Origin of the sequence: Streptomyces longwoodensis (assembly GCF_001514125.1) — a bacterium.
GTDB classification, from domain to species: domain Bacteria; phylum Actinomycetota; class Actinomycetes; order Streptomycetales; family Streptomycetaceae; genus Streptomyces; species Streptomyces longwoodensis.
Window position 1 is genome coordinate 135,508 of the sequence record NZ_KQ948555.1, and the last position, 26,678, is coordinate 162,185.

Genomic DNA, 26,678 nt, shown 5'->3' on the forward strand with positions numbered 1-26,678 from the left:
GCTCCTGGGGTGGGGACCGGCACCCCCCGCCTGCAACGCCTACAAGCGGGCCGGCAGTGCGGTGCGCAGGTCGTCCAGGCGTACCGTGCGGGCCATCACCCGGTAGCCCTTGTCGCTCGGGTGCAGGTGGTCGCCCGAGTCGTAGTCGGGCCGGAAGCGGCGCGGGTCGTACGGGTCCCGCAGCGCGGCGTCGAAGTCGGCGACCGCGTCGAACACCCGGCCCTGCCGGATCGCCGCGTTCACCTCCTGCCGCACGCCTTCGCGGGCGTCGTCGTAGCCCCGGTGCCCCTCGAACGGCATCAGCGTCGCCCCGACGACCTTGATCCCGTGCGCGTGGGCCCGCTGCACGAGCGTCCGCAGCCCGCCCAGGATCCGGTCGGGGTCGGCCACCCCGGGGTCGCGCAGGATGTCGTTGATGCCGAGGTCGACCACCACGACCCGCACCCCGGGCCGCCCCAGGACGTCCCGCTGGAAGCGGTGCAGCCCGCTCTGGTTCTCGGCCGGGTGCCCGGTGCCGTCGGTGAGCACGCGGTTGCCGCTGATGCCCTCGTTGACGACCCCGTGGAGCGGCACGTCGGACCCCGCGTCCACCGCCTGGCGCAGCCGGTCCGCGAGGACGTCGGGCCAGCGCCGGTCGGCGTCCGCCGTGGACGTCACCCCGTCGGTGAGGGAGTCGCCGAGCGCCACGACGGTGCCCTCGGCGGCCCGGCCCGACACGTCGAGCGCGGTCACGTAGCGCCAGCGGTCGGCGCGGTCGGGGGCGTACGCCGTCCCGGCCAGGTCGGCGGTGTGCTCGCCCTCGGCGATGTAGTTGGTCTGCCGGGCGTGCGGGTGGGAGGTGACGGGCCCGGACGCGGTGGGGGAGTAGGTGGTCACCAGCACGTCGGAGTCCGTCGGCACGAGCAGCCGCACCGGGTCGCTGGTCACCTCCGCGCCGGCCGGGAGGGTCACCGTCGCGCTCCCGCCGAAGGTCACGCGCCGCATGGTCCCTGCCGCCGCGCCCGCCCCGTCCCCGCCCGCCGCGAGGGCGAGCGTGGCGTGGGTGAAGGTGAGCGGGCCGGTCCCGTAGAGGTTGGACAGCGTGATGCGGGCACTCGTTCCGCCGACGCTGGTGTGCACGACGTTGCGCACCGAGCGTCCCGCCATCCCGTCGGTCCCGGTGCCGGGCTCCCCGGCCACCGGGGAGGCACCCCAGGTGCCGGTCCAGACGCCGGTCGAGGCGGGGGCGACCCGGTCGCCCCGGCCGGGGCCCGCGCCGCCGCCGTCCCCGCCGGACGCGACGACGCCGGTCCCACCGGCGGACACCCCGGCGTATATGGCGGCGGACAGGCCGACGATCAGCGCGGCGATCGCGGACAGAAGGGCATAACCATGACGTCTGGCCATGCGGATGCGTGCTCCTAGGGCGAAGGGGGCCGAAGGCCGTGGTGCTGTGAGCTCATGATGGGGCACGAGCCAGGAGGAACCCCGTCGAACACACGGTGGGTTCCCCCGGGCAGACAGACGCCGGGAACTCCTGATCCGTTCCGGGAGTCGGACAGGAGGGGACAATGTGTGCGGGATCACCGAACGGGTGGAGCGATGGAGCGACTGGAGCGACCGGACCCCACGGCGGCGGCCGGGACCGGCGGGGCGGACCGGCCGGAGCCGACGGACAGGGCCGGCGCCGGACCGACGGGCGGCGCTGACGCCGGGACGGCTGCCGGGCCGACGGGCGGCGCTGACCCCGGGACGGCTGCCGGGCCGGCGACGGGGACGCCCCGGACCGGGACGGCCGGGACAGGGGTGACCGGGAGCGGGAGCCGGAGCGGGACCGGGAGTGCCGGGGCCGGGACGGCCGGGACCGGGGCCGCCCCGTCGTACCGCACCATGACCGCGTTCACCGCCGCCGACGAGGAGCGCCAGCGGGGCGTGCGGCGGATGAAGCTCACCGCGACCGGGATGCTGCTGTTCGTGGCGCTGGTGTACGTCCTGGCGCAGGTTGCGGAGCACGCGGGCGCCGGCGCCTGGGCGGGGTACGTGTCGGCGGCCGCCGAGGCCGGCATGGTCGGCGCGCTCGCCGACTGGTTCGCGGTCACCGCCCTGTTCCGCCACCCGCTCGGCCTGCCCATCCCGCACACCGCGATCATCCCGACCAAGAAGGACGCCCTGGGCGTCTCGCTCGGCGAGTTCGTCGGCGAGAACTTCCTCTCCGAGGACGTCGTGCGGCAGCGGCTGCGCGCCGTCGGCATCGGCAGCCGGCTCGGCGCGTGGCTGGCCGAGCCGGAGCACGCCGACCGCGTCACGGCGGAGCTCGCCACGGCCCTGCGCGGCGCGCTGACCGTGCTGCGCGACTCCGACGTGCGGGCGGTCGTCGGCGAGGCCATCACCCGGCGCGCCGACGCCCGGGAGATCGCCCCCGGGCTCGGCAAGATGCTGGAGAAGGTCGTCGGCGACGGCGGGCACCGGCGGTTCGTGGACCTGGTGGTGTCCCGCGCGCACGACTGGCTGTTGCTGCACCGCGACGAGGTGATGGGCGCCGTGGAGGGCGGCTCCCCCGGCTGGACCCCCCGCTTCGTCGACCGCAAGGTGGGCGAGCGCGTCTACAAGGAGCTGCTGCGCTTCATCACCGAGATGCGCGACATGCCCTCCCACCCGGCCCGCGGCGCCCTCGACCGCTTCCTCACCGACTTCGCCTCCGACCTGCAGTCCGACACCGAGACCCGGGCGCGGATCGAGCGGCTCAAGGGCGAGGTCCTCGCCCGCGACGAGGTGCAGGACCTGATCGCGTCCACCTGGACCGCCGTGCGCTCCATGATCGTGTCGGCCGCCGAGGACGAGCGCAGCGAGCTGCGCCTGCGCGTGCGGGCCGCCCTGCTGTCGCTGGGTGCCCGGATGGCCCGGGAGCCCAAGGTCCAGGACAAGGTCGACAGCTGGGTCGAGGGGGCCGCGGTGCACGTGGTGACCACCTACCGGCGCGAGATCACCTCGCTGATCACCGACACCGTGGCGAGCTGGGACCCCGAGCACACCACCCGCAAGATCGAGGCGCACATCGGCCGCGACCTGCAGTTCATCCGCATCAACGGCACGGTGGTGGGCTCGCTGGCCGGTCTGCTGATCTACACGGTGTCGCAGGCGCTCGGCGCGTAAACGATCCGGCCGGGGGCACCCGATGCTCGTTCTTCTCGACGAGGAGGGAGCCCATGGCCACAGCAGGAGCCCCGGCCGGGTCCGGTCGCACCATCACCACGAACATACCTGCCCGTCTGGACCGCCTGCCGTGGTCCCGCTGGCACTGGACGATCGTCATCGGCCTCGGCACCGTGTGGATCCTGGACGGTCTGGAGGTCACGGTCGTCGGCAACATCGCCGGGCGGCTCTCCGAGCCCGGCAGCGGGCTGCCGATCTCCTCCGGCCAGGTCACCGGCATCGCGGCGGCGCTCTACGTCGCCGGTGCCTGTGTGGGCGCCCTGTTCTGGGGCCGGCTGACCGACCGCTTCGGCCGCAAGAACCTCTTCATGATCACCCTGGCGGTGTACCTGGCGGCGACGGCCCTGACCGCCGTCTCGTTCGACGTCTGGTGGTTCCTGCTCTTCCGCTTCTTCACCGGCTTCGGCATCGGCGGTGAGTACGCGGCGATCAACTCCGCGATCGACGAGCTGATCCCGGCCGAGTACCGCGGCCGCGTCGACCTGATCATCAACGGCAGCTTCTGGCTGGGCGCGGTCGGCGGGTCGCTGCTGTCGATCCTGGCCCTGAACACGGACATCTTCCCGGCGAACGTCGGCTGGCGCCTGACCTTCGCCCTCGGCTCCGTCCTCGCCCTGGTCATCCTCCTCGTACGGCGGCACGTCCCGGAGAGCCCACGCTGGCTGCTGATCCACGGCCGGGACGAGGAGGCCGAGGAGATCGTCACCTCCATCGAGCAGAAGGTGGAGGCGGAGCAGGGCCGCCCGCTGGCCCGGCCGGAGGGCGAGCTGACGATCCACCAGCGCGGCAGCGTGTCGTTCATGGAGATCGCCCGCACGGTGTTCGCCAAGTACCGCCGCCGCTCGATCCTCGGCTTCTCCCTCTTCATCGGGCAGGCGTTCCTCTACAACGCCATCACCTTCGGCTTCGGCGCGATCCTGACGAAGTTCTTCGACGTGCCCAGCGGCAACACCGGCTACTACTTCGCCGTCATCGCGGTCGGCAACTTCTGCGGCCCGCTGCTGCTCGGCAAGCTCTTCGACACCGTCGGCCGCCGCGTGATGATCTCCTCGACCTACCTGCTGTCCGGCATCCTGCTGTTCGGCACGGCCTGGCTGTTCGACCGGGGCTCGCTGGACGCCGTCACGATGACCGCCTGCTGGTGCGCGGTGCTGTTCTTCGCGTCGGCCGGCGCGTCCAGCGCCTACCTGACCGTCTCCGAGGTCTTCCCCATGGAGACCCGCGCGATGTCGATCGCCTTCTTCTACGCCCTCGGCACCGCGGCCGGCGGCATCAGCGGACCGCTGCTGTTCGCGGACCTCACCGCCAGCGGCAAGGTCGGCGACACGGTGCTCGCCTTCCAGATCGGCGCGGGCCTGATGTGCGCGGCGGGCCTGGTGGCGGCGTTCCTCGCCGTCAACGCGGAGCGCCGTTCGCTGGAGGACATCGCCCGCCCGCTGACGGCGGCGGCGTCCAAGGCCCGCGAGACGGCGGGCAGCGGACCGGCGTCGTCGGCGTCGGGGTCGGCCCCGGCGTAAGGGGACGGGAGCCGGGGCCGGCAGAGCGCCTACGCCCCGGTCGTCGACCCCGGGCGCACGATCATCAGGACCGTCACCGCGGCCCACAGCAGGTTGAACACCCCGGTGACCATGGCCAGTCGGGCCGTGGCCGCCGGGGTGCCGCCGTTCTCCACGAGCGCCTCCTGCCGGGGCAGCACCAGGGCGCCGAGGACGAGGGCGGCCAGCACGGTCAGCACGATGGACACGACCAGCCAGGTGTCGCCGAGCACCCCCATCTGCCCGGCCGTGGCGAACCCGAACACGGGCACGACCACGCCGACGACGGCGTACACCCGGCAGATCCGGTGCAGCAGCCGTACGGTCTCGGCGGCCCGCGTGTCCTCGGGCGCCGCCAGGGCGCGCCGGGCGGCCGGCGGGAACATGCTGGCGGCGACGGTGACGGGCCCGATCGCGACGATCGCGGCGAGGACGTGGACGGCGAGGAGGAACTTGGTCACGGCCCGAGGCTAGGCGGGCCGTGGATCGTGCGGCAGTGGCGCTCTTGCCACCTTGCGACGGATTCCCGCCAGGGCGCTGACCAGGGGCGGCACCCGGGCGAGCGGCGTCGGACGACCGGGGCGCCCGTGGCCGGAACCCGTCGACCGGGCGCCGCGCCTGTGGCCGGAACCCGTCGACCGCCTACGATCCCGCCATGCACACCGTGGCCGTACTCGCCCTCGACGGCGTCGTCCCCTTCGACCTCTCCGTGCCGATCGACACGTTCGGCTGGGCCCGGCTGCCGGACGGCCGCGAGCCCTACCAGGTGAAGGTCTGCTCGGCGGGCCCGCCCGGCCAGGAGGTGCGCTCGGGCGCGTTCACCGTGCGGGCGCCGTACGGCCTGGAGCTGCTCGCGGAGGCCGACACGATCATCCTGCCCGGCGTCGCCGTACCGACCGACCCGCTGCCGCCGGGCGTCGCGCGGGCGCTGTGCACGGCGGCGGCCGGGGGCACGCGCATCGCGTCGGTCTGCGTCGGCGCCTTCCTCTTCGCGGCCACGGGCCTGCTGGACGGACTGCGCGCGACGACCCACTGGCTGGCGGCGGCGGACCTGGCGGCCCGCTACCCGAAGGTGGAGGTCGACCCCAACGTGCTGTACGTCGACAACGGCCAGTTCCTCACCTCGGCGGGCGCGGCCGCGGCCCTGGACCTGTGCCTGCACATGATCCGCCGGGACCACGGGTCGGCGGTCGCCGCGCACACGGCCCGGATGTCGGTCATGCCGCTCGAACGGGAGGGCGGGCAGGCCCAGTTCATCGTGCACGACCTGCCGCCGGCCCCGGCGGGCGCGACCCTGGAGCCGCTGCTCGACTGGCTGGAGGGCCACTGCGAACGCGACCTCACCCTCGACGAGATCGCGGCGCGGGCGGGGATGAGCACACGCACGCTGAACCGCCGCTTCCGCGAGCAGACGGGGACGACGCCGCTGCAGTGGCTGCACCGGGCGCGGGTGCGCCGGGCGCAGTACCTCCTGGAGACGACGGAGTACCCGGTCGAACGCATCGCGTCCCAGGCGGGCTTCGGCTCCCCGACGGCGTTCCGCGAACGCTTCCGCCGGGTGGCGGGGACGAGCCCGCAGGGGTACCGGAGGGCGTTCAGGTCGGGGCGGGGGAGTTGAGGGGGCTCCAGGAGCCTGCGGCTTGGGAGGGGGGCTTACTGGGCGCGCCGGTCGGCGACCGCCCACGACGCCAGCGCGACCGCGCCCGCCACGCCGAACACCGACGGCCAGGCGCCGACCTTCTTGGCCAGCGGGTGGGAGCCGGCGAAGGCCGCGACGTAGGCGGCGGTCAGGGCGCCCGCGGCCGCGCCGCCGGCCTGCCGGCGCCACTGCTGGGCGGCCGCGGCGCCCGCCACGGCCAGCACGGCACCGCCGAGCTGGCGCTTCCGCGTCCAGCGGGCCACGCCGTACCCGCCGACGAGGCCGCCGGCCGCGATCACGGAACTGGGAACCTTCGCCATCTTCGTGCCCTCCTGGTGCGAGTCTGCGGTCTGCGGTCTGCGGTCTGCGGCTCTGCGACTCCCCCGAGGCTAACTCCGCGACCCGCGCCGATCCCCAACCTGAGTCGGGGGTTGTCAAGTTTGTTCCCTGGAGCTATATAAGAAGTCGTAGGGCATCGCACAGGCAGCGCCTGAAGAAGGGAGTGAACCGTGATGCTCATGCGTACCGACCCGTTCCGCGAGTTCGACCGCCTCGCGCAGCAGGTCTTCGGCTCCACCGGCCGTCCCGCCGCGATGGCGATGGACGCCTACCGTGCCGGGGACGACTTCCTCGTCCACTTCGACCTCCCCGGCATCGACCCCGAGACGATCGAGCTGGACGTCGAGCGCAACGTCCTCAACGTCCGCGCCGAGCGCCGCAACCCCGCCCCCGAGGGCGCGGAGGTGCTGGTCGCCGAGCGTCCGACGGGCTCCTTCACCCGCCAGCTCTTCCTCGGCGACACCCTCGACACGGAGCGCATCGACGCCTCGTACGAAGCCGGCGTGCTGACCCTGCGCATCCCGGTGGCCGAACAGGCCAAGCCGCGCCGCATCCAGATCTCGGGCGGCAGGGACGACCGCAAGCAGATCAGCGGCTGACCCACCCCGGCGTCCCGTGCTCCGGCCCGGCGCGCGGGACGCCCAGCCTGCCCGCGCCCAACCGGGGCGCGCCCGAACCCTTAGGAGCAGCCTGAACGATGACCGTGACGTCGACGCAGTCCATCCGCAGGACGGTGATCCCCGCGAGGCGGGAGGCGTCGGAAGCAGCGGCCACCCGCAGCCGCGCCTGGACCCGTCTGCTCGACGAGGTCCGGAAGGCGGGCCAGTACACGACCACCGCGGAGGCGGAACGCGTCACCCGGATCGTCCTGTCCGCCCTGGGCGGCCACGTCGTGGGCGACGAACGCGTGGCCCTGGCGCGGGCCCTGCCCCCGGAGGCGGCGCGGGTGGTCGCCTCGCAGATCCCGGTGACCCGCCCGCAGACGGCGGCGGAGTTCGTGGACGGCGTGGCGGCGCGTATCGAGGGCGCCACCCCGGCGACGGCCCGCTGGGACGTCAGCTCGGTCCTCGGCGTGCTGCCGGACCTGGTGGGCGACGACCTGATCGACCGCGTGCTGCGAGAACTCCCGCCGGGCTACGCCCTGTTGTTCGGCAAGGCCGAACTGGTTCCGCCCGCCGCCCGGTAAGGGCGGGTGACGCCCGGGCAACGTCCGCGGGCGCGGACATGAACATCCACCGTCGGCGCGCCCCGGAGCGCCGACGGTGGCGGCGGGGAGGGTCCTCGTATGGGACGGTACGACCGTACGCGGGACGAGGTCCACGACCGGTCCCCGGCACCCGCGAGGTCAGCACACCGCACTCCGCACCCCGCACTCCTCCGAGACGATCGGCTGAGGACGTTGCCCAGAGGAACCCTGATCACGCCCGACGGCACCCGGATCGCGTACCGCACGGACCTGTCGCCCCGAGGCCCGGCGGGCCCCCCGGTCCTCCTCCTCGACGGCCCGACGGGCCACGCCGGCGACTGGGACGACCTGACCGCACGCCTCTGCGAGGACGGCCACCGTGTGGTGCGCTACGAGGCGCGGAGGGACGAGCGCGCCACGGAAGAGATGAGGGGGGCGGCGGCCGCGACGGCGGACGCGGCGGCCCTGCTCCGACACCTGGGCCTGGCCCCGGCGGTGTTGGTCGCCCGGTCGGAGGCCGGTCGCACGGCCCGCCAACTGGCGCAGACCGCACCCCACTTGGTCCTGTCCCTGATCCTCCTGGACGAGCCCCCCGGCGCATGCCGGAACGACGACGCCCACGACACGCACCCCACCCTCGCTCTCCGGGCCGACCAGGCCACCCCGCACGACCCGCACACGCTGCACGAGGCGATCGGCGAGTTCCTGCGCCGGACGGGGGCGACGAGGAAGGACGCGGCCCACGCATGACGGAGGACAACGGACACCGGGGCACGGACGTCGACCTGGACGCGGCGCTGGAGGTGGCGCAGGACGTGGCGGACTGGGCCACGGAACGGATCCGCCGCCCGCGCCGACCCGACGAGGCCCGCGAGGTCAGGGAGAAGGCGGGCCCGGCGGACATCGTCACGAGGACGGACGAGGAGATCGAGTCGTACGTCCGCGAGACCCTGCACCGCGCGTTCCCGACGCACGGCATCCAGGGCGAGGAATACGGCACGGAGCGGGGCACGGCACCGGACGCGCCGTCCTGGGTGCTCGACCCGCTCGACGGTACGACCAACTACGCCCACGGCATCGGCTGGTGCTCCTTCTCCCTGGGCCTGGTGGCGCCCGACGGCACTCCGCTGCTGGGCCTGGTGGCGGACCCGTGGCGGGGGGAGACGTTCACGGCGCTGCGCGGCCGAGGGGCCCGCCTCAACGGCACCCCGACCCACGCGGCCGACCACACGACCCTCACGGGCCACCTGTTCCTGACGGAATGGGCGGCCCACGCCCACTGGCCGGGCCTGGACGACCTGCTCGCCGCGCTCTCCTCCCGCCACTGCACGACCCGTGTCATGGGCTCCACGGCCCTCTCCCTGACCCAGGTGGCAGCGGGCCGCGCCACGGCGGCGGCGGTCGGCGAGTTCCACGCGGTGGACGCACTTCCGGCGTACCTGATCGCCACGGAGGCGGGGGCGGTGGCGATTCCCCCGACGCCGGTCTACGACGGGCCGTTGGTGCTGGTGGCGCCGGGGGTGGTGGGGGAGATGCGGGGGGTGTGGGAGGGGGTAGTGGGGCGGGGGGCGTCTTGACGCCACTCCCCGACCCCCAGGGCTATCTACTCAGCGCGGCTCGGAGCGCAGGTGCTGGAGCCAAACCTGCCAAGCACCCCCAGCCACGGTGAGCGTCGGCCCGCCCGCGTTCTTGGAGTCCCGTATGGCTATGCCCTTCGCTACGTGTGCACACTCCACGCACTCGGTTCCGCTGCCGCCGCTGTAGGAAGACTTGAACCACTGGGGTGCCGGAGCTGCTGTCATCGTCACTCCTCGCTCACGCGTTGGATAAGCCTCGCCGACGACTCGAAGTCGAGTGCCTGCGCGCTCAGGTACTGGAACGCCAACCTATACCGCTCCAGTTCTGGCTTCTTTTCCATGAACACGCCCCCGCTGAGTAGATCCACGTACACCACGTCCAAGTCCGGGGCGGGCCCGCGCAGCACCACGAAGCTGCCGACGGCGGCTGCGTGGGCGCCCTTGGCGAAGGGCAGCAGTTGGACGGTCACGTGGGGCCGTTCTGCCATGGCGAGCAGGTGAGCGAGCTGTTCCTCCATGACCGCCTTGCCACCCACCTGGCGTCTGATCGCGGCCTCATCGATGACGCACCAGATGTGCGGTGGCTCGTCACGTTCCAGAAGCTCTTGCCGCTTCATGCGGATGTCCACCATGTGCTGCACTTCCCGCTCCGAGCACTGCATCTCTGAGGCTCGGTGCACGGCTTCTGCATAGGGCCGCGTTTGCAGCAGGCCGGGGATGTACATGCACGCGTAGTGGTCTTCGCGCACTACCTCATCCTCCAGCGTGAGCATGAGGTTCATGGACTCGGGGATCTGGTCGGCAAGGGACCGCCACCACCCTTGGACCTTCGCGGCCTTGGCCAGCTCGACAAGAGCTTGCCGCACGTCATCGGACGCCCCGTACTCACGGCACAGAGCGTCGACCGTGGGCCATTTGACGGGCCCTTCCTTGGTCTCGTAGCGGCTGAGCGTCGCCTTGGACAGGCCGACGCGAGCACCGGCCTCCTCCAGGGTCAGGCCCGCTTGTTCGCGCAGGCGACGCAGGTCAGCTCCCAACTGGCGTCTACGAGTGGTGGGTCCCACCGCCATGTAAATAACCCCTCGGATTGAGTACGTCAGATCGTCCAGGTGCGTCGGTCGTCGAGGCAAGGTGGCGTGCGCCGGGGGCGCATACCTGGGCATCGCACCCCTGGAACCGCTTCGTGAGAGTTTCATTTTGGGAGTTTCAATGCAACTCTGAGTACACAGCAGGTCTCAGTGTGTGAAGAGCCTTCATCTGCGGAGGAGCAGATTCGTGAAAGATCCCCTGTTCGTGCCATCCGTAACGTGGGTGCACTCCTTCCTCGCCCAGGCGCAGGAGGTGGGCGCCCTCCGCGCCCTTGTGGCAACCCAAGTCGAGCTCTGGGGAGTCCCTGAAGTGAGCGACACCGCCCGACTGTGCGTGAGTGAGTTGGTCGCCAACGTCATCACGCACGTAGGCGAGGCAACTCCTGCGACTCTCACGCTGACCTTGAGCGGCTCTCGGCTGTGCATCGCAGTGCGGGACCCGGATGCGCGGGCACTGCCGACGCTCGTCCAGGCGCACGGTGACGACGAAGGCGGCCGGGGCATGGCGTTGGTCAGCGCGCTGGCTTCACGGTGGGGCGTCGACCTCCCTGGTGACGGCAAGGTGACCTGGTGTGAACTCGCGGTGGCGACGGCCGTGTTAGGCAACGCGCCCAGCTCTGCAGGGCGCCGAGCGAGAGTGGCGAGGGTGCTCACTGCCTACAACGATGAATCGGTGCTCGTCGGAGCGCAGCAGAGTCGTTTGGGGATGGCGACGGCAGAGGTCACCGTCGTTCAGGTCATCTCGGATCTGCTGCATTGGCTCCGGGCTCATGGGCATGATGCGGATGACATCCTCGACCGCGCTCAGACGCGCTTCGAGGTCGAGAGGGGTGCGGCAGGACTTCCGTGGTGACCTCAACTCGCGGCTGCCGCCTTGGCATAGGTGACCACCTCGGCAGGCAGGGGGTGCTTGAGGCGCCATGTGATTGCCATCGGGCGACTTCCTTCGTGGCTCTCGTACTGCGCCGGCCCCAGGAGCATCCACGGCTGAGCGCCGCCTATGTCAGTGGTCTTGTACCGGCGGACGAACAGCAGGATCTCGCTTCCCTGGGTGACGTGGTGCTGATAACGCAGGCCGGTCGGAGACGTTTCTGACGTCTGGTTCTGGGACTCCCAGTGGAAGTGCGTCTCACTGAGCGCGAAGTCGCGGTAGCGGGTCTGGGGAGAGAAGTCCCTCTCATCCTTCTCCAGGGTGATGAGGAGAGCATCCGTCTTGATGGAGTCGCACCACTTCACGCCCTCGCGGAAGTCACCGGGGAGGAAGCCGCCGACCTCGGCTTGGCCAAGAGCAGGAAGGATCTCTTCGCGGCTGTAGGACGCGTGAACCGTGAGTGGGGTGGAACTGTGGCCACCGATACCGAGGAGGGGGATGGGCACGTGCTCCGTGTGCGCGAGGTTGTGCGCCAGCACTTGGCGCAGTTCCTTGCGGACGGCGTCGTGGTCCTTGAGGTAGGCGAATGCTTCCTCGTACGTGGTGAATCCCTTCCTAGTGACACCTCCCAGCGGCCACAACTGGAAGAAGAGCATGCGGGCGAAGGCCTTGTCCTGCTCGCTGAGATCGACGTAGAGAGGGGCGTCGTCCTCTAGGAGGCGCGTGTACGCGGCCACCCGCAGGGGGTCGTCGACGTGGAGGAAGGCGGGGGCCCGCTTGAGGAGTGCCGCTTCGCCTTCCGGACCTTCGCGCTCCATCAGACCGGCGCGGCGAAGCAGTCCCGTCCAGGAGTTCCCGTTGCTGCGGTACAGCTCCTTGATGTCCCGTCCGCTTTCATCGAGGTAGCGGCCGAGGTGGGACTCACCGTACTCCGCTACTTCTCGCGCCAGGTTCCTGACATTGACGCTGATCTGTTCGCGGATGTTGGCGATCACCGTGCGCTTCGCCTTCTCCTCCAAGATGATCGCGCAGCCAGAGGGAAGTTGCGGGAAGTCGTGCTCGATGTGGTCCAACAACCTCTTGCGCGTCAGATTGGTGAGCGCACGGAACTGGGTCTCGAAGCGGAACTCCTTGCGGTGCTGGCCGATGAAGTCCAGCACGGTCAGCACTGCTTTCCCCGACGAGCGCCGCAGGCCACGCCCCAACTGTTGGAGGAATACCGTGGCGCTCTCGGTCGGACGGAGCAAGAACAGGGTGTCGACGTCGGGAACGTCCACCCCTTCGTTGAACAGGTCGACAGAGAAGATCGCCTGCACGTCACCTGCCCGTAGGTCGTTCAGCGCCTGCCGCCGTTGATCAGCAGGTGTCTCCCCGGATACGGCGACCGCAGCGATGCCGGCCGAGCGGAAGCTCTCTGCCATGAAGTGGGCGTGCGCGACCGATACGCAGAAGCCCAAGGCACGCATACGGCTCGGGTCGGTCACTTTCTCCTTGACGGCCTTCAAGACGAGACCGGCACGGACGGTATTACCGGTGAGCAGAGTGCTCAATGCGCTGGTGTCGTAGGCCCCCCGCTTCCACTCCACTGCGCTCAGGTCGGTGGTGTCGCTGATGCCGAAGTAGTGGAAGGGCGAGAGCAGTTCGTTGTCCAGTGCCTCCCAGAGTCGCATCTCTGCAGCGATCCGGCCATCGAAGTACTCGTCTTGGATGTTCTTGCCATCCATGCGCTCTGGGGTGGCGGTCAGGCCCAGCAGCTCCAGCGGCTGGAAGTGATCAACGACCCTTCGATAAGTAGGCGAGGTGCCATGATGGAACTCGTCGATCACGATGACGTCGAAGTGGTCCGGCGAGAGCCCTTCCAAGGCCCGTGCATGGAGAGACTGAACGCTCGCGAAGACGTGGGTCCACCGATCGGGGATCTCCCCGCTGTGGAGCAGTTCACCGAAGTTGGCGTCCAGCAAGATCTCCTGGTAAGTCCGCAAGGACTGCTGCAAGATCTCCTTACGGTGCGCGATGAAGAGCAGGCGCAGGTCACGGTCGTGCCGTTGACGCAGGTACTTGTAGTCAAGGGCGGCCATGACGGTCTTGCCCGTGCCCGTCGCAGCGACCAGGAGATTGCGGTGCCGATCATGCACCTCGCGCTCGACCGTCAGACGCTCCAGCATGTCGCGCTGGTAGGGGAACGGTCGTACCTCCAGGCCGGACAGGGTGATACGCCGCTCGGCAGTGGGAGCCCCGCCGGCCACTGCCAACGCTTCCTGGAGGCGGCTTCCGTCAGCCGCGGGGTCATACGTTTCGAAGGTGGGATCGTTCCAGTAGGACTCGAAGGTCGCCTCAAACTTCCGTAGGACATCGGGAGTGGCGACGGAGGACAGCCGTACATTCCACTCCAAGCCGTCGAGAAGTGCTGCCTTCGACAGGTTGGAGCTGCCCACGTAGGCCGTGTTGTAGCCGCTGTTCCTGCGGAAGAGCCAGGCCTTCGCATGTAGGCGAGTGGAGCGCGTCTCGTAGTTGATTTTGACCTCGGCGTTGAACTCCTGCACCAGGCGGTCCAGAGCACGCCGCTCGGTGGCGCCGATGTACGTGGTCGTGAGGACTCGTATGGGCACACCGCGAGCGTGAGCGGCTTGCAGTGATCGCTCGATGACGCGCAGGCCGTGCCATTTCACGAAGGCGCACAGCAAGTCCACGTGGTCAGCGGTCGCAAGCTCGGCGCGCAGCTCGAAGCCGAGGCTGGGGTCATCCGGGGCATTCGTGAGGAGCGCGGTCTCGGAGAGGGGAATGCCGGGGCGCACGGCGAAGACACCAGGCGCCTCTTGTCGAGTGAGTGCGAGGAGCTGGCGGGGGCCCTCCGCGATGAGGTCGACCCACTCCTGAGCGCCCTCTAGCGTGCTGATGGATTCCAGGATGTGGTTGGCCGCATGGACGCGGTCTTCCGCAGGGAGGCTCTGCAGGACCCGTTGCACCGTCTTGGACACGTGACGTGCCAGCACGTGAGGGACCGACTCTGGCCCCACCGGCATGTCTACCGGATGCCAGCCGAGCTGGGAGAGCTCCTTGAGCTGTTGCTCGAAGCGGAGCGTGATCAGTTGCTCGTACAGGCCCGGGGCCGGTCGAGACGAATCTTCCAGCTCAGACACGCAGGCTCCTCGGATGGCTTGAGCAACTCGGCCCATGTGTAACAGACACCACTGACAACCCGGCTGGAAGCTGCAAGGAGCGCACCCGAGTGAGCGACCAACGCGCTGAATGTGTAATGAGGTTGACAGTCTTGATCACGAGCGATCAAGTATGGCCGGGTGGGAATCGAACGAGTCATCGGGCATATCGAGGGCGTGCCGGTAGGTGCGACCTTCCACCGACGGTTGGACGTCCAGCGCGCCAAGCTGCACCAGACGAACCAGCGGGGCATCTCCTGGCTGATCGATCAGGACAAGAGCAAGGTCGGGGACGCCATCGTCCTGCATGGGGGCTACGAGGACGACGAGGATCACTGGGACTGGATCCGGTACACCGGTGCCTCGGAGGGCAAGGACAAGGACGCCAGCGGCAAGCTCCTGCGCAGTCAGTCCTGGGCTTACCCGGACAACGCTGCCCTACGGCTCAGCTACGAGCGGAGCTATCCGGTCCGTGTGATTCGGGGCTACGAAGGGGATCCGCGGTACTCGCCGTCGGACTGCTACCGGTACGACGGTCTGTACGAAATCACCGAGGTGCGCACCGCACGGTCGAAGTCCTCGGCGCCGGACGGGTCACCCATCGACATCTGCCAGTTCGACTTGCAGCGGCTGCCAGAGGAGCAGCAGGTACAGACGTCATTGGAGCGTCGGGTCCTGGATGTGCTGGAAAGGATCGACGAAGCCGGTGAGGCCCAGGACTCCGACGTAGCCAGCGACGCGCCGGGCCTTGAGAAGTTCCCCAAGTCGCGCAGCGTTTGGGTGCGTCGCCTCGTCCGCGACACGGCCGCGGTGCAACGGATCAAGCAACTGTACGGAGGCGAGTGCCAGCTGTGTGGGCTCCGTCTGTTGGGCCCGGACGGGAAGCCCTACAGCGAAGGCGCCCACATACGCCCCCTGGGGAAGCCGCACCACGGCCCGGACGTCGAGCCCAACATCCTGTGCCTCTGTCCCAACTGTCACGTGGGGTTGGACATCGGCGCCGTCACCATAGACCCCAACTGGACGATCATCCGCCGAGCCGGGTTGTTCGGTGGACCCCTGCGATCGAAGCTACGGGTGCACGACGAGCACAAGGTCCACCCTGACTACCTGCATTACCACCGCACCTATTGGGACCGGCGCGCGCCGATTCCGCCGGAGTAGGGCGGCGGCGTTCCTGGGCACCGTAAGGCCGCCCGCTTCTTCTTCAGTGTCGTGCCTCCGCGCCCCGCCTCAAGGGCGCTGCGCGTCGGCTGCGCCGATGGCCCTGCGGGCCACCCTTAACCCGGGCCGCTCCAGCACGGGGGAGAAGCGAGCGGGCGGCCCGGGGAAAGCGGGGGGCCAGGGGATGTGCCCTGACGTTGGTCGCGGTGTGGGCCCGTGTCGAGGGGTGCGGCGGCGGAGTGGGGGCACGCCGGGGCGAATGGCGGGTGCGTCTTCGTCCGTGGTGCCCTGCGCGTGGCAGGGGGGTGGGCCGCCGACCTGCTTTTTCAGCGGCCTCGCACCGCGGACGCGGGCGGCCGGAGTGGGGCCGGCCCTCCATTCAGCGGCTTCCTGCCGCCCCGCGTCCCGGCCGGTCAGGATTGCGTGCCGTGGCACTCCCCGTACGGTGCCCCCGACCCGCACCAGCACGCCTCCCCCCGCTGCGGCGGCCACGCCACCGCTCGGCCGCGCGCCGCGAGGGTCGTCGCGTACTGGGGGAGGAGTGTCGTGTCGCCCGGGGTCGTGCCCTCGGACGCCGCGAACGCCTCGTACGACGGGACCGTGCCCGTGACGATGCCCAGGTTGGGGGTGCCGGAGGTGGCCAGTTCGCGGAGGTCGGACTCTATGGTCGCGAGGTGCGCCTCGTGGGACGGGTACTCCGCGGAGAGGCTCGGGTAGGCGTCCGTGAGCTCGGTGAGTTCTTCCTTCGGCCAGTGCAGGACCGCCACCGGGAACGGGCGGGACAGCGCCTCGCGGTACGTGCCCAGCTCCGCGCGCAGGCGGCTGATCTCGGCCCGCAGCTCCGCCGGGTTGTCCGAGCCCAGCGACCACACGCGTCCCGGGTCGTGCAGCTCGTCCAGCGGGACCGGTCCCGTGCTCAGGCCGTCGGCCAGGGTGTCCCACGCGTCGTGGTCCGCGCCCAGCATGCGGCGTACCCGGTGGCGGCCGAAGAGCAGCGGGTGCGTCGCGTACGGCGGCTCCTCCCCGTCCGTCAGCAGCAGCCGCGCGCCCTCCGTGAACGTCTCCTGCGCCTGCTCCAGCTCGTCGTGCGCCTCCAGGGCCTCCGCCACGATCACCCAGGGCGCCGCGTCGCGCGGGGCGGCCGCGCGGATGCCGTCGATGATGGCCCGGGCCTCGGCCTCGTGGTCGTACTCCCACAGGTTCGACGCCTTCAGGGCGCGCACCAGGTGGGGGTTGTCCAGCGCGGCCGCGTCGGACAGCAGGCGGTCGTAGAGGGCCGTCGCGGCGGGGCGGTCGCCGGACAGTTCCCGGTGGGCCGCGGCCTGGAGCAGCAGGGCTTCCGCGTCCTCCGGGTACAGGCCGGCGGACCGCTCCAGGCGTGCCGCTTCGGCGGTGTGGTCGACGTTCTCGGCAGGCGTGTCGGGGCGCATGCACGACACCGTACTGCCCGCCGGTGACAAACGTGAGGTCCCCCTTTGGCCGGTCCGGTCACCGTGCGCACCCTCCCGCGGCCGCCCCGGCCCCGCCCCGCCCGCCGTGCCGTGGGTCCTACACCGTCACCCCGTCCACCTGCAGCGTCTGCACCGCCTTCGGCGGGAACGGCACGCTCAGGGTCTTGCCGGACAGGTACGTGTCCGAGCGCGCCCGGTACAGGTCGCCGCCGCCCGCCGTCACCGTCGTCCAGCGCGGGACCAGGCCGCCCGGGCCGCCCGTCACCGTCGTGAAGCGGGACAGGTCGAAGGTCAGCGTCTGGGCGGAGGCGGAGGTGTTCAGGGCGACGATCACCAGGCGGCGCCCCCCTGCGTCGTGGGCCGCCACGGCGTTGCTCACGCCCGTGTCCAGGATGCGCATGCCCGGGCGGACGTGCCGGCTGAACTGCGCCATGACGTAGTACTTCGTCTGGACCGTCGTCGGCTGGAGGGTCCTCTCGTCGTAGGCGATCATCGCCCAGCCCGCGGAGGGGTCCATCACCTGCCAGTACACCCAGGCCGTCGGGTGCAGCCAGCGGAAGTCGTAGAGCAGGTCGGAGGCCAGGGTGTAGCCGGTGCCGTCACCGTCGCCGGTCTCCGAGTTCCACAGGGCCTTGCGGGCCGTCGTCACCACGTCCGTGTACAGCAGGTCGCGGCGGCCGCCGGAGCCCTGGTAGCCGTGCACGTTGACCCGGTCGACGTACCCCTTCGTCGTCGCGGAGAAGGAGTTCCACGTGGTGCGCGCCAGGTCGTAGCTCGTCTCGTCGCTCGCCGCGATCCGCGTCGACGTCAGGCCCCGCTTGTCCAACTCGCTGCGCAGGTACGGCAGTACGGACGCCTGCACCGCGGAGTCGACGTGGCAGCCCTCCTGCGTGCCGGTGGCCGTCCACCAGGACGAGGACGGCTCGTTGAAGGGCTCGACGGTTGCGAAGTCCACGCCCCAGTGGGTCCTGGCGTACAGGGCGACCGCGGCCAGGTGGGAGGCGTGCTGGCGGTGGTTCCAGGGCTGGAGGTTCGTGCCGCCGGCCGCGGCGCCCGACGGGTTGTGGTTCAGGCACATCCACCACATGGGGGAGTTGGCGAACAGCTCGCTCGTCGCCCCGCGCGCCGTCGCCTTCAGCAGCATGGCCCGCTGGGTGGCGTCCGCAGTCCAGTTCCAGGCCGGGGACGCCGGGTCCTCGTTGTTCCAGTCCTGCCAGTAGCCCTCGATCTGCTTGAAGGCGGGGATGTTGGGCGACACCGCCATGGTCGTGCCGCCTACGCTGTTCCAGCTGCACGCGCCCAGGTTGTAGCGGGCGATGGTCAGGCCGAGGCCCGGCAGCGACGTGCCGTCGTACGTCACCGTGCCGGTCGTGAAGAACAGGTCCGCGAAGTCGTCCCGGGCGCCGAAGACGTTCGCCCACCAGGCCAGGGACGTGCCCCAGCCCTCCCAATCGCCGTACGAGACAGACGGGTTCACGGGGACCGTCGCGTCGGCGTGGGCCGCTCCCGTGGCCAGGGCGCCGCCGAACAGCGCCCCTCCCGTCGCCGCCAGCAGTGTTCTGCGCCGGATCATCGCTTCTCCGCTCGCTCACCCGCCGGTCGTCCCCACCGGCGGCGTCGGGGTGGGGCGGCGCGGTCGTCACCGGCCGCCCCGTGCGTCGATGAGCATCGGGGCGGTGCGCGGTGTTGTCGAGGGTTCCGGCGGCCCTTCCGCGAACCTCTGGAGAAAGTCCGGAAGTCGCCCGGGAGCCGGAGTCCGCGGTCCGGGCGGCGACTCCCTACCTCGACGCCAGCCCGCTGAGCAGCGCCCCCGCCCCCGCCAGCCCCGCCGACACGACCATCGCCACGTCCGCGCCGTGCGCCAGGCTCCCGCCGGACGACGTCACCAGGGCGATGGTCAGCGCGACGCCCGCGCAGGAACCTACGTAGCGGAACGTCTGCTGCGCGCCCGAGCCCATCGCCGCGCGGGCCGCCGGGACGGACTCCACCGCGAGCAGCGGCAGCGCGGCGTTCAGCAGGCCGCTGCCGACACCGCCGATCAGCAGGCCGGGCAGCAGCCGCGCCCAGGAGCCGGAGCCGAGCGCGCCGAGCATCGTCACCACGGCGACGGCGTGCAGCACGAAGCCGATGACGAGCTGGTGGCGCGGCGGCACCCGGCCCGCCAGCCGCTTGGCCTGGAGCGCGACCGCGAACGACAGCCCCGACCACAGCAGGAACAGCCAGGCCGTGTTCATCGCGGACATGCCCAGGGACTGCTGGAGCAGCGCGGGCAGGAAGGAGAACAGCCCGATCACCGCGAGCCCGGTGAACAGGCCGCCCGCGGAGGACGCGAGGAAGCGGGGGCTGCGGAACAGGGCCAGGTCGATCATCGGCTTGGCGGTGCGCCGCTCCACGAGCACGAAGGCGCCGAGCAGGACGACCGTCGCGGCCGCCGGCCACGCCACGGCCGCGCGCAGCCAGCCGTCGCGGCCCAGGGTCAGCGCAGCGACCAGGGCGACCAGCGCCAGCCCGAAGGTGACCGCCCCCGCGAGGTCCGGCCGGCCGCCCCGTGGCGCGCGGGACTCGGTCAGCACGCGGGGGCCGAGCGCCGCGAGGACGAGCGCGGCGGCGCCGAGGACGCCGTAGGCGACCCGGAAGGAGGGCAGCGCGCCCGCGATCAGCGGGCCGACGGCGATGCCGCCGCTGACGAAGGCACCCCACACGCCGGTGGCGTGCAGCCGTCCGCGCGCGGTCGGGAAGGCGTGCACCAGCAGGCCCAGGCTGCTGGCGAGCAGCGCGGCGCTGGCGGCCCCCTGGGCGATGCGGGCGAGCGTGAACACCCAGGTGGAGGTGGCCAGGGCGCCCGCCGCCGTGGTGAGACCGAGGGCCAGGGTGCCGGCCAGGAAGATCCGGCGGCGGCCGTAGTCGTCGGCCAGGCTGCCCGCCACCAGCAGCAGGGCGGCGAGGCCGAGCGGTGTGCCGTTGAGCAGCCACGCCTGCGCGGACAGCGGGGTGTGCAGGGCGGCGGCGGTGTCGGGCAGCGTGACCATCGGCGCCGTGTACGTCATCAGTGCCACGGCGGTGGCGGCGCTGGTCAGGGCGAGGGTGGCCCGGGGGCGGGCCGCGGCCTCGGCGGTGGGGGCGGCCGGCGCGGAGGGGGCGGGTCCCGGGTGGGACCGGTCGGCGACGGCACTGAGGGTTCGCTCATTGAACCTGGGCATGCACGTCACCGTAGCACGGTAGGTTCGGTCATTGAACCGACTCCGGAGACTTGATTACAGTAGGGGCCATGGCACTCGGCAAGGACTACGCGACCCAGGAGTGCTCCATCGCCCGTGCGCTGGAGATCGTCGGCGAGCGCTGGACGCTGCTCGTCATGCGCGATGCCCTCTACGGCGTACGGCGCTACAACGACTTCCTCGTCCACCTCGGCATCCCGCGCGCCGTCCTGGCCGCCCGCCTGCAGACCCTCACCGCCGAGGGCCTTCTCGAGAAGCGCCGCTACCAGCAGTCGCCGCCGCGCGACGAGTACGTCCCCACCGAGCGCGGCATCGCCCTGTGGCCGGTCCTGCGCTCACTGGGCCTGTGGGGGCGCGAGCACTTCGGCCGGAAGCCGCTGCGCCTGTTCCGGCACGCCGACTGCGGCACCGAACTCGGCCCCTACGGCGAATGTCCCGCGTGCGGAACCACCGTGCCCGTCCCGGACGTTCTCATGGAGCCGGGACCGGGAGCCGACCCCGACCCGGCGGATCCGGTCAGCCGCGCGCTGCTCAGGCCGAAGCGCCTGCTGGCGCCGCTGGAGCCGGATCCGGTGTGAGCGGCGCGGGTCCCGCGACCGAAGCGGGGCCCGGAGAACGGGAGTCCGGGGGAGGGGGAGCGATGGTCCGGAGCCGTGGTGCCGCGCGCCTGGGCGCCTGTCTGGTCCTCTTCGTGCTGTTCGTCGCCCTGCTCGACGCCGGCAGCCTCTCCGCCACCGTCGCGCTCGCCGCGACCGCCGCGGCCTCCTCCGCGCTCGCCGTGTGCTCCCTCGTCGCCGCGCGCTGCGCGCCCGCCGTGCCGCCCACCCGGGTGCGCACCGCCATCCGGGACCGCGACCGCCGCACGGCGTTCCTGCCCCAGCGCGACCCGGACGCCCGGGGCCGCTCCCGGCCCCGGGCCCCAGGACACCTCCTGAGGACGACCGTCGCGCAGGTGTCACTCATAGGTCGCTCGTAGATCCCCGCAGGCCGCTCACAGCGGGCCCGCTGATCGGCGCCGTGGTCCCATGACCCCGCGCGGGTCGTCCGTCATGCCGTCCTCACCGCTTCCGGCACGACGAGACCCCCGGAGGGTTCCTCACCCATGTCCGTCCTCGCAGTCTTCGCGACCCTGGTCGAACAGCTCGCCGACCTGCTCCAGCCCTTGTTCCACGCGTCCGCCGCGGCCGCCGCCATCGTCCTGTTCACCGCTCTCGTACGGCTCCTCGTCCACCCCCTGTCCCGGGCGGCCGCACGCGGGCAGAAGGCGCGGGCGGCACTCCAGCCGCAGGTCGCCGAGCTGCGCCGACGGCACGCCAAGGACCCGGAGAAGCTCCAGCGGGCCGTGCTCGACCTGCACGCGCGCGAGCAGGTGTCGCCGCTGTCGGGCTGCCTGCCCGGCCTGCTCCAGCTGCCCGCGTTCTTCCTCCTCTACCACCTGTTCTCCAGCACGTCCGTCGGCGGCGGGACCAACACCCTGCTCACCCACCGGCTGTTCGGCGCTCCCCTCGGCGACCGCTGGACCGACGCGCTCGCCCACGGCGGGCCGTTCGGCGCGGCGGGGCTCGTGTACGCCGCCCTGTTCGTGGTCGTGGCGGTGGTCGCCGGCTTCGGCTACGTCCGTACGAAGCGGGCGACGGCCGCAGCGCAGGCCGCCGGCGCCGGAACCCCGTCGGCCGCGGCCCTGGCGAACCCCGCGCTGTCCGGCGGGGCGGACCAGGTGCCGGGGCTCGGGGCCGTGCAGCGGGTCGCGCCGTTCCTGCCGTTCCTCACGCTGGTCACCGTGGCGGTGGTCCCGCTGGCCGCCGCGCTGTACGTGGTGACCAGCACGACGTGGACCGCGGTGGAACGGGCGGTGCTGTACCGCTGACCGGCCGCTCACCGGGGCACCTGCCGAACCACCTGCTGGGACCCCCGCCGGACCGCTCGCCGGGTCGGCTCACCGGGCCGCCGGTGGGCCGGTCACCGGCGCCCGGGCACGGGCCCTACGCGGGACCTACGCGGGACCTACGCGGGACCTACGGTCCAGTACGTGAACCGGGTATTGCGGAGTGGACGCCCGCCTTGGAGGATCGACCAGTCCTCCGACGGCTGCGCCGGCCGCACTCCGGCCGCACCACGTCGGCCGGGCGCCCGCGATCGAGGGAGACGGTGACCATGAAGCTGCTGCGAGTCGGTACGGCGGGAGCGGAGCGACCCGCGGTGCTGGACGCCGACGGGGTGCTGCGCGACCTGTCCGGCGTCGTCGACGACATCGACGGGGCCCTGCTCGCCGACGAGGCCGCCCTCGGCCGGGTCCGCGCGGCGGCCGGGGCGGGCGACCTCCCCGCGCTGGACGCCACCGGGCTGCGCGTCGGACCGCCGCTCGCCCGGATCGGCAAGGTCGTGTGCATCGGGCTGAACTACCACGACCACGCCCGGGAGACCGGCGCCGAGCCGCCCGCCGAGCCGGTCGTCTTCTTCAAGGCGCCGGACACCGTGGTCGGGCCGTACGACACCGTGCTCGTGCCGCGCGGGTCCACCAAGACCGACTGGGAGGTGGAGCTGGCGGTCGTGATCGGGCGGACGGCCCGGTACCTCGGGTCGGCGGAGGAGGCGCTGGCGCACGTCGCCGGGTACGCCGTCGCGCACGACGTGTCCGAGCGGGAGTTCCAGATCGAGCGCGGCGGCACCTGGGACAAGGGCAAGAACTGCGAGACCTTCAACCCGCTCGGCCCCTGGCTGGTGACCGCCGACGAGGTGCCCGACCCGCAGGCGCTGTCGCTCAAGCTCTGGGTCAACGGGGAGCTGAAGCAGGACGGGACGACGGCCGAGCAGATCTTCCCGGTGGGCGAAGTGGTGCGGTACGTCAGCCAGTTCATGACGCTGTACCCGGGTGACGTGATCAACACCGGTACGCCCGCCGGGGTCGCCCTCGGCCGGCCCGAGCCCAAGCCGTTCCTGCGCGCCGGGGACGTGGTGGAACTGGAGATCCCGGGGCTCGGCCGCCAGCGGCAGGAACTGAAGGACGCCTGAGCCGGCCGGGGCCGCTCAGCGCCCGGCCTGGAACTCCTCCAGGGCCTCCACCACGAGGCGGTGGTCCTGGAGTTGCGGCAGGCCCGACACCGTCACCGCGCCGATCACACCGGCGCCCTCCACGGCGATCGGGAACGAACCGCCGTGCGCCGCGTAGGTGTCGGGGTCCAGCCGGGACGACGCCTCGAACGTCGTGCCCTTCGCCCGGAACCGGGAGCCCACGAGGTACGACGACTCGCCGTACCGCTCCACCACCCGGCGCTTGCGGGCGATCCAGGCGTCGTTGTCGGGGCTGGAGCCGGGCAGGGCCGCGTGGAAGAGCTGCTGGCCGGCGCGGTGGATGTCGATGGCCACCGGCGCCCGGCGCTCCCGGGCCAGCCCGACCAGCAGGCTGCCCAGGATCCAGGCGTCCTCGTAGCTGAACCGGCGCAGCACCAGGCGCCGTTCCTGCGCCTGCAGTTCCTCGACGGTCGGCGTGCCGTCCGGCGTGGTCACCGAGGGGGACGCCGGGGTGGTCGTCGGGTGGGACATCGGGATGGTCTCCGTAGGGAATCGCCGGGTGGTCTCCTGGCCGTTCGTCACAGCGCCACCGCCACTCCGTCGCGGGCCGAACGGCGGGCCGCCTCCAGCACGTCGAGCGCGGCGGCCGCCTCCAGGGCGGTCACCGGGTTGGGGCCGCCGTCGCGCAGGGCCGCGGCCACCGCGGCGTAGTAGGCCGGGTAGGCGCCGGGGAGGGTGCGCACGGGGTCTCCGCCGCCGGTCACCGGGGACTCGCCGGAGCCGATCCGGCCCCACAGCTCCTCGGGCTCCTCGCCCCAGCCGGGACCCGGGCGCAGTCCCTCGCGCAGGGCCGCCTCCTGCGGGTCGAGGCCGTACTTCACGTAGCCGGCCGCCGAGCCCAGGACCCGCAGGCGCGGGCCCAGCTGGGCCGTGGTGGCGGAGACGTAGAGGTGCGAGCGGACGCCGCTCGCGTGCGTGAGCGCGATGAACGTGTCGTCGTCGGCCTCCGCACCCGGCCGGCGCACGTCCGACTCCGCGTACACCGACACGACCGGGCCGAACAGCACCAGCGCCTGGTCGACGACGTGGCTGCCGAGGTCGTACAGCAGGCCGCCGATCTCGGCCGGGTCGCCGGACTCCCGCCAGCCGCCCTTCAGCTGCGGCCGCCACCGCTCGAAGCGGGACTCGAAGCGCCACACGTCGCCCAGCGCGCCGTCCTCGATGAGGGAGCGCAGGGTGAGGAAGTCGTTGTCCCAGCGGCGGTTCTGGAAGACCGACAGCAGCAGCCCGCGCTCCTCGGCGAGGGCGGCCAGCGTGCGGGCCTCGGCCGCGGTGCCGGCGACCGGCTTGTCCACGACCACCGGCAGGCCGGCCTTCAGGGCGGCGGTGGCGAGCGGCACGTGGGTCTTGTTCGGGGAGGCCACGACGACGAGGTCGAGGTCGTCGGCGCGGTCCAGCAGGGCCTCGGCGGTCCCGGCCACGCGTACGTCCGGGTACGCGGAGCGGGCCTGCTCCTGGCGCTCCGGGTTCGAGGTGACCACCGTGTCCAGGACCAGGCCGTCGGTCGCGGCGATCAGCGGGGCGTGGAAGACGGAGCCCGCGAGGCCGTAGCCGATCAAGCCCACGCGCAGGGGGGTAGCAGCAGCACTCATGCCTCCCACTTTCGCAACGCTGTTGCCAAAGTGCAAGCGGTGGGGACAATGGAGACGTGTACAGGACGAACGGAGCAGCGACGGGCGGTGCCAACCTGCCGTCCTTGCGCAGCCACAACACCGCGCTCGTGCTCGACCTGCTGCGGACGGCCGGCCCGGACGGCATCAGCCGGCTGGAGCTCGCCGAGCGCACCGGGCTCACCCCGCAGGCCGTCAGCAAGATCACCGCGCGGCTGCGGGCGGAGGGGCTGGCCACAGAGGCGGGCCGCCGCGCCTCGACCGGCGGCAAGCCGCGCACGGTGCTGCGGCTGGTGCCGGAGGCGGGGCACGCGATCGGCGTGCACCTCGACCGCGACGAACTGCGGGCCGTCCTGGTCGACCTCGACGGCACGGTGACGGCGCAGCGGCGCATCCCGCTGGACCTGGGCGCGGGGTCGGACGCGGTGGTGGACGCGGTGGTCCGCGAGACCGGCCGCCTGCTGGCCGACGGGGCGGAGGGCGCTGCCCGGGAGCCCGACGGGACGCGGGGCCCCCGGACAGCCGACGGGACGGCCGGCGCTCGGGCGACCGCCGGGACGGAAGACGCTGGGCCGAGTGACGGGAGTGACGGGCCGCAGGGCGCGCGTCCGGGCGACGTCCGCACGCTCCTCGGCGTCGGTGTCGCCCTCCCCGGCCCCCTCGACCACGACCGGGGCGTCCTGCACCGGGTCACGGGCTTCCCCGAGTGGGACGGCTTCCCGCTGCGGGACGCGCTCGCGCGGCGGCTCGGGGTGCCGGTCGTCGTCGACAAGGACACCAACGCCGCCGCGCTGGGCCTCGCGGTCGGCGGCGAACGCGGGTCCTTCGCCTACCTCCACCTCAGCACCGGCCTGGGCGCCGGGCTGGTGCTCGGCGGGACGGTGCACCGCGGGGCCCGCACCGGCGCCGGGGAGTTCGGCCACCAGGTCGTCCAGCTCGACGGGCCGCCCTGCCCGTGCGGCAACCGGGGCTGCGTCGAGGCCCTGTGCCTGGCCGCCATCGACCACGGCGACCTGCCGGGCGCCGCCCGCGTCCTGGGCGTCGGCGCAGCCAACCTCGCCGCGCTGCTGGACATCGACCGGGTGCTCCTCGGCGGCCGTACGGTGGCCGGGGCGCCCGAGGTCTTCGTGCGCGGGGTCGCCGCCGTCCTGGACGACCGCGCCCGCCGTGAGGGCGCGACGGACGGCACCGTCCCGGTCACCCTGGCCCCGGCCGGCGCCCGCGCCGTCGCCGAGGGCGCCGCCCAACTCCTCCTGGCCCCCCTCTTCGGCCGCGCGAACGGCTGACCCGAAGGGTCACGGTGAACCGCGGCCACCCCGGAAACCCCGGCCCCACCCAACCCGCCCCCGCCCACGGCACAGCAAGCCCCACGGCGCCGGGCCCGACACACCTCGGGGCTGGAAACTTCGGCCCCCCATCCCCACCCAGGGGCGCGGGGAACTGCGCGACCAGCCACGGACAACCCGCACCCGCCCACCGCACAGCAAGCGCGACCAGCCGCAGACAACCCGCACCCGGCCACCGCACAGCCAGCCCACCGGCGCCCCACCCGCGCAAAAAGGCACCGCACCGCCCGGA

At 72.1% G+C, this 26,678-nt stretch carries 25 protein-coding genes; 14 read left to right on the forward strand and 11 right to left on the reverse strand.

The window, feature by feature from the left end; genetic code table 11:
- Positions 1-39: 39 nt before the first annotated feature.
- Positions 40-1,386, reverse strand: a complete 1,347-nt coding sequence (locus AQJ30_RS20470; protein WP_067236090.1) for an SGNH/GDSL hydrolase family protein — start codon at positions 1,384-1,386, stop codon at positions 40-42.
- Between the two features lie 195 nt (positions 1,387-1,581).
- On the opposite strand from AQJ30_RS20470, the gene AQJ30_RS20475 reads away from it, so the two are divergent.
- Together AQJ30_RS20475 and AQJ30_RS20480 are read left to right on the forward strand one after the other, a co-directional pair.
- Positions 1,582-3,132, forward strand: a complete 1,551-nt coding sequence (locus AQJ30_RS20475; protein ID WP_245726996.1) for a DUF445 domain-containing protein — start codon at positions 1,582-1,584, stop codon at positions 3,130-3,132.
- Between the two features lie 53 nt (positions 3,133-3,185).
- Positions 3,186-4,709 (forward strand): MFS transporter, encoded by a 1,524-nt coding sequence (locus AQJ30_RS20480; RefSeq protein ID WP_067236094.1) that lies wholly within the window; start codon positions 3,186-3,188, stop codon positions 4,707-4,709.
- A 29-nt stretch (positions 4,710-4,738) separates the two neighbouring features.
- Here the strand turns inward: AQJ30_RS20480 and AQJ30_RS20485 are convergent, their stop codons facing one another.
- A complete protein-coding gene (locus tag AQJ30_RS20485) occupies positions 4,739-5,188 on the reverse strand; it encodes a hypothetical protein (RefSeq protein WP_067236095.1) in 450 nt (149 codons plus the stop codon).
- A 194-nt stretch (positions 5,189-5,382) separates the two neighbouring features.
- Between AQJ30_RS20485 and AQJ30_RS20490 the strand changes: the two genes are divergently transcribed.
- Positions 5,383-6,345: a GlxA family transcriptional regulator gene (locus tag AQJ30_RS20490; RefSeq protein WP_067236097.1), complete on the forward strand. Its 963-nt coding sequence runs from the start codon at positions 5,383-5,385 to the stop codon at positions 6,343-6,345.
- 35 nt (positions 6,346-6,380) lie between these two features.
- Here AQJ30_RS20490 and AQJ30_RS20495 read toward each other — a convergent pair whose 3' ends face one another.
- The gene (locus AQJ30_RS20495; RefSeq protein WP_067236100.1) at positions 6,381-6,686 is read right to left on the reverse strand and encodes a hypothetical protein; all 306 of its coding nucleotides are present in this window, start codon (positions 6,684-6,686) and stop codon (positions 6,381-6,383) included.
- Positions 6,687-6,878: 192 nt separating this feature from the next.
- On the opposite strand from AQJ30_RS20495, the gene AQJ30_RS20500 reads away from it, so the two are divergent.
- The 4 genes from AQJ30_RS20500 to AQJ30_RS20515 all read left to right on the forward strand — a co-directional run bounded on the left by AQJ30_RS20500 (position 6,879) and on the right by AQJ30_RS20515 (position 9,468).
- A complete protein-coding gene (locus AQJ30_RS20500) occupies positions 6,879-7,304 on the forward strand; it encodes an Hsp20/alpha crystallin family protein (RefSeq protein WP_211279051.1) in 426 nt (141 codons plus the stop codon).
- Positions 7,305-7,402: 98 nt separating this feature from the next.
- Complete coding sequence (locus AQJ30_RS20505) at positions 7,403-7,891, forward strand: DUF2267 domain-containing protein (protein WP_067236104.1); 489 nt, start codon at positions 7,403-7,405, stop codon at positions 7,889-7,891.
- Positions 7,892-8,104: 213 nt separating this feature from the next.
- Entirely contained in the window at positions 8,105-8,641 is a 537-nt protein-coding gene (locus tag AQJ30_RS20510) for an alpha/beta fold hydrolase (RefSeq protein ID WP_159052346.1), read from the forward strand.
- Positions 8,638-9,468, forward strand: coding sequence for an inositol monophosphatase family protein (locus AQJ30_RS20515; protein ID WP_067236118.1), 831 nt, complete (start codon positions 8,638-8,640; stop codon positions 9,466-9,468). The genes AQJ30_RS20510 and AQJ30_RS20515 overlap by 4 nt, the downstream gene beginning before the upstream one ends.
- 30 nt (positions 9,469-9,498) lie before the next feature.
- On the opposite strand, the gene AQJ30_RS37040 is transcribed toward AQJ30_RS20515, so the two are convergent.
- Together AQJ30_RS37040 and AQJ30_RS20520 are read right to left on the reverse strand one after the other, a co-directional pair.
- Positions 9,499-9,693, reverse strand: coding sequence for a DUF397 domain-containing protein (locus tag AQJ30_RS37040; RefSeq protein ID WP_079084164.1), 195 nt, complete (start codon positions 9,691-9,693; stop codon positions 9,499-9,501).
- Between the two features lie 2 nt (positions 9,694-9,695).
- A complete protein-coding gene (locus AQJ30_RS20520; protein ID WP_067236574.1) occupies positions 9,696-10,538 on the reverse strand; it encodes a helix-turn-helix domain-containing protein in 843 nt (280 codons plus the stop codon).
- A gap of 205 nt (positions 10,539-10,743) precedes the next feature.
- Between AQJ30_RS20520 and AQJ30_RS20525 the strand changes: the two genes are divergently transcribed.
- Entirely contained in the window at positions 10,744-11,409 is a 666-nt protein-coding gene (locus AQJ30_RS20525; RefSeq protein ID WP_067236119.1) for an ATP-binding protein, read from the forward strand.
- 2 nt (positions 11,410-11,411) lie between these two features.
- Here AQJ30_RS20525 and AQJ30_RS20530 read toward each other — a convergent pair whose 3' ends face one another.
- Positions 11,412-14,567 (reverse strand): DEAD/DEAH box helicase, encoded by a 3,156-nt coding sequence (locus AQJ30_RS20530; RefSeq protein WP_281200949.1) that lies wholly within the window; start codon positions 14,565-14,567, stop codon positions 11,412-11,414.
- Positions 14,568-14,726: 159 nt separating this feature from the next.
- Here AQJ30_RS20530 and AQJ30_RS20535 point away from each other — a divergent pair, with 159 nt between their 5' ends.
- Complete coding sequence (locus AQJ30_RS20535; protein WP_067236122.1) at positions 14,727-15,749, forward strand: YDG/SRA domain-containing protein; 1,023 nt, start codon at positions 14,727-14,729, stop codon at positions 15,747-15,749.
- Between the two features lie 413 nt (positions 15,750-16,162).
- Here AQJ30_RS20535 and AQJ30_RS20540 read toward each other — a convergent pair whose 3' ends face one another.
- The 3 genes from AQJ30_RS20540 to AQJ30_RS20550 all read right to left on the reverse strand — a co-directional run bounded on the left by AQJ30_RS20540 (position 16,163) and on the right by AQJ30_RS20550 (position 20,400).
- A complete protein-coding gene (locus AQJ30_RS20540) occupies positions 16,163-17,179 on the reverse strand; it encodes an SEC-C domain-containing protein (RefSeq protein WP_067236123.1) in 1,017 nt (338 codons plus the stop codon).
- A 118-nt stretch (positions 17,180-17,297) separates the two neighbouring features.
- Positions 17,298-18,773 carry a glycoside hydrolase gene (locus AQJ30_RS20545; protein ID WP_067236124.1) on the reverse strand — a complete coding sequence of 492 codons (1,476 nt, stop codon included), beginning with the start codon at positions 18,771-18,773 and terminating at the stop codon, positions 17,298-17,300.
- 205 nt (positions 18,774-18,978) lie between these two features.
- Positions 18,979-20,400 (reverse strand): MFS transporter, encoded by a 1,422-nt coding sequence (locus AQJ30_RS20550; RefSeq protein ID WP_067236126.1) that lies wholly within the window; start codon positions 20,398-20,400, stop codon positions 18,979-18,981.
- 68 nt (positions 20,401-20,468) lie between these two features.
- On the opposite strand from AQJ30_RS20550, the gene AQJ30_RS20555 reads away from it, so the two are divergent.
- From AQJ30_RS20555 to AQJ30_RS20570, 4 genes are all read left to right on the forward strand, one after another.
- Positions 20,469-20,996 carry a winged helix-turn-helix transcriptional regulator gene (locus tag AQJ30_RS20555; protein WP_067236128.1) on the forward strand — a complete coding sequence of 176 codons (528 nt, stop codon included), beginning with the start codon at positions 20,469-20,471 and terminating at the stop codon, positions 20,994-20,996.
- 62 nt (positions 20,997-21,058) lie between these two features.
- Positions 21,059-21,394, forward strand: a complete 336-nt coding sequence (locus AQJ30_RS20560) for a DUF6412 domain-containing protein (protein WP_067236129.1) — start codon at positions 21,059-21,061, stop codon at positions 21,392-21,394.
- A gap of 126 nt (positions 21,395-21,520) precedes the next feature.
- On the forward strand, positions 21,521-22,285 hold the full coding sequence (locus tag AQJ30_RS20565) for a YidC/Oxa1 family membrane protein insertase (RefSeq protein WP_067236131.1): 765 nt from the start codon (positions 21,521-21,523) through the stop codon (positions 22,283-22,285).
- A 287-nt stretch (positions 22,286-22,572) separates the two neighbouring features.
- Complete coding sequence (locus AQJ30_RS20570; RefSeq protein ID WP_067236133.1) at positions 22,573-23,430, forward strand: fumarylacetoacetate hydrolase family protein; 858 nt, start codon at positions 22,573-22,575, stop codon at positions 23,428-23,430.
- 15 nt (positions 23,431-23,445) lie between these two features.
- Here the strand turns inward: AQJ30_RS20570 and AQJ30_RS20575 are convergent, their stop codons facing one another.
- Both AQJ30_RS20575 and AQJ30_RS20580 read right to left on the reverse strand, forming a co-directional pair.
- Positions 23,446-23,961, reverse strand: a complete 516-nt coding sequence (locus AQJ30_RS20575) for a heme-degrading domain-containing protein (RefSeq protein WP_067236135.1) — start codon at positions 23,959-23,961, stop codon at positions 23,446-23,448.
- 47 nt (positions 23,962-24,008) lie between these two features.
- Entirely contained in the window at positions 24,009-25,082 is a 1,074-nt protein-coding gene (locus AQJ30_RS20580; RefSeq protein ID WP_067236136.1) for a Gfo/Idh/MocA family protein, read from the reverse strand.
- A 56-nt stretch (positions 25,083-25,138) separates the two neighbouring features.
- Between AQJ30_RS20580 and AQJ30_RS20585 the strand changes: the two genes are divergently transcribed.
- Positions 25,139-26,386, forward strand: a complete 1,248-nt coding sequence (locus tag AQJ30_RS20585) for an ROK family transcriptional regulator (RefSeq protein WP_067236138.1) — start codon at positions 25,139-25,141, stop codon at positions 26,384-26,386.
- Positions 26,387-26,678: the final 292 nt, after the last annotated feature.

Bases quoted from the DNA above. Each gene is read 5' to 3' on its own strand.
- AQJ30_RS20470 (WP_067236090.1), bottom strand. From the start codon at position 1,386: ATGGCCAGACGTCATGGTTATGCCCTTCTGTCCGCGATCGCCGCGCTG.
- AQJ30_RS20475 (WP_245726996.1), top strand. From the start codon at position 1,582: ATGGAGCGACTGGAGCGACCGGACCCCACGGCGGCGGCCGGGACCGGC.
- AQJ30_RS20480 (WP_067236094.1), top strand. From the start codon at position 3,186: ATGGCCACAGCAGGAGCCCCGGCCGGGTCCGGTCGCACCATCACCACG.
- AQJ30_RS20490 (WP_067236097.1), top strand. From the start codon at position 5,383: ATGCACACCGTGGCCGTACTCGCCCTCGACGGCGTCGTCCCCTTCGAC.
- AQJ30_RS20495 (WP_067236100.1), bottom strand. From the start codon at position 6,686: ATGGCGAAGGTTCCCAGTTCCGTGATCGCGGCCGGCGGCCTCGTCGGC.
- AQJ30_RS20500 (WP_211279051.1), top strand. From the start codon at position 6,879: ATGCTCATGCGTACCGACCCGTTCCGCGAGTTCGACCGCCTCGCGCAG.
- AQJ30_RS20505 (WP_067236104.1), top strand. From the start codon at position 7,403: ATGACCGTGACGTCGACGCAGTCCATCCGCAGGACGGTGATCCCCGCG.
- AQJ30_RS20515 (WP_067236118.1), top strand. From the start codon at position 8,638: ATGACGGAGGACAACGGACACCGGGGCACGGACGTCGACCTGGACGCG.
- AQJ30_RS37040 (WP_079084164.1), bottom strand. From the start codon at position 9,693: ATGACAGCAGCTCCGGCACCCCAGTGGTTCAAGTCTTCCTACAGCGGC.
- AQJ30_RS20520 (WP_067236574.1), bottom strand. From the start codon at position 10,538: ATGGCGGTGGGACCCACCACTCGTAGACGCCAGTTGGGAGCTGACCTG.
- AQJ30_RS20540 (WP_067236123.1), bottom strand. From the start codon at position 17,179: ATGCGCCCCGACACGCCTGCCGAGAACGTCGACCACACCGCCGAAGCG.
- AQJ30_RS20545 (WP_067236124.1), bottom strand. From the start codon at position 18,773: ATGATCCGGCGCAGAACACTGCTGGCGGCGACGGGAGGGGCGCTGTTC.
- AQJ30_RS20550 (WP_067236126.1), bottom strand. From the start codon at position 20,400: ATGCCCAGGTTCAATGAGCGAACCCTCAGTGCCGTCGCCGACCGGTCC.
- AQJ30_RS20555 (WP_067236128.1), top strand. From the start codon at position 20,469: ATGGCACTCGGCAAGGACTACGCGACCCAGGAGTGCTCCATCGCCCGT.
- AQJ30_RS20560 (WP_067236129.1), top strand. From the start codon at position 21,059: ATGGTCCGGAGCCGTGGTGCCGCGCGCCTGGGCGCCTGTCTGGTCCTC.
- AQJ30_RS20565 (WP_067236131.1), top strand. From the start codon at position 21,521: ATGTCCGTCCTCGCAGTCTTCGCGACCCTGGTCGAACAGCTCGCCGAC.
- AQJ30_RS20570 (WP_067236133.1), top strand. From the start codon at position 22,573: ATGAAGCTGCTGCGAGTCGGTACGGCGGGAGCGGAGCGACCCGCGGTG.
- AQJ30_RS20575 (WP_067236135.1), bottom strand. From the start codon at position 23,961: ATGTCCCACCCGACGACCACCCCGGCGTCCCCCTCGGTGACCACGCCG.
- AQJ30_RS20580 (WP_067236136.1), bottom strand. From the start codon at position 25,082: ATGAGTGCTGCTGCTACCCCCCTGCGCGTGGGCTTGATCGGCTACGGC.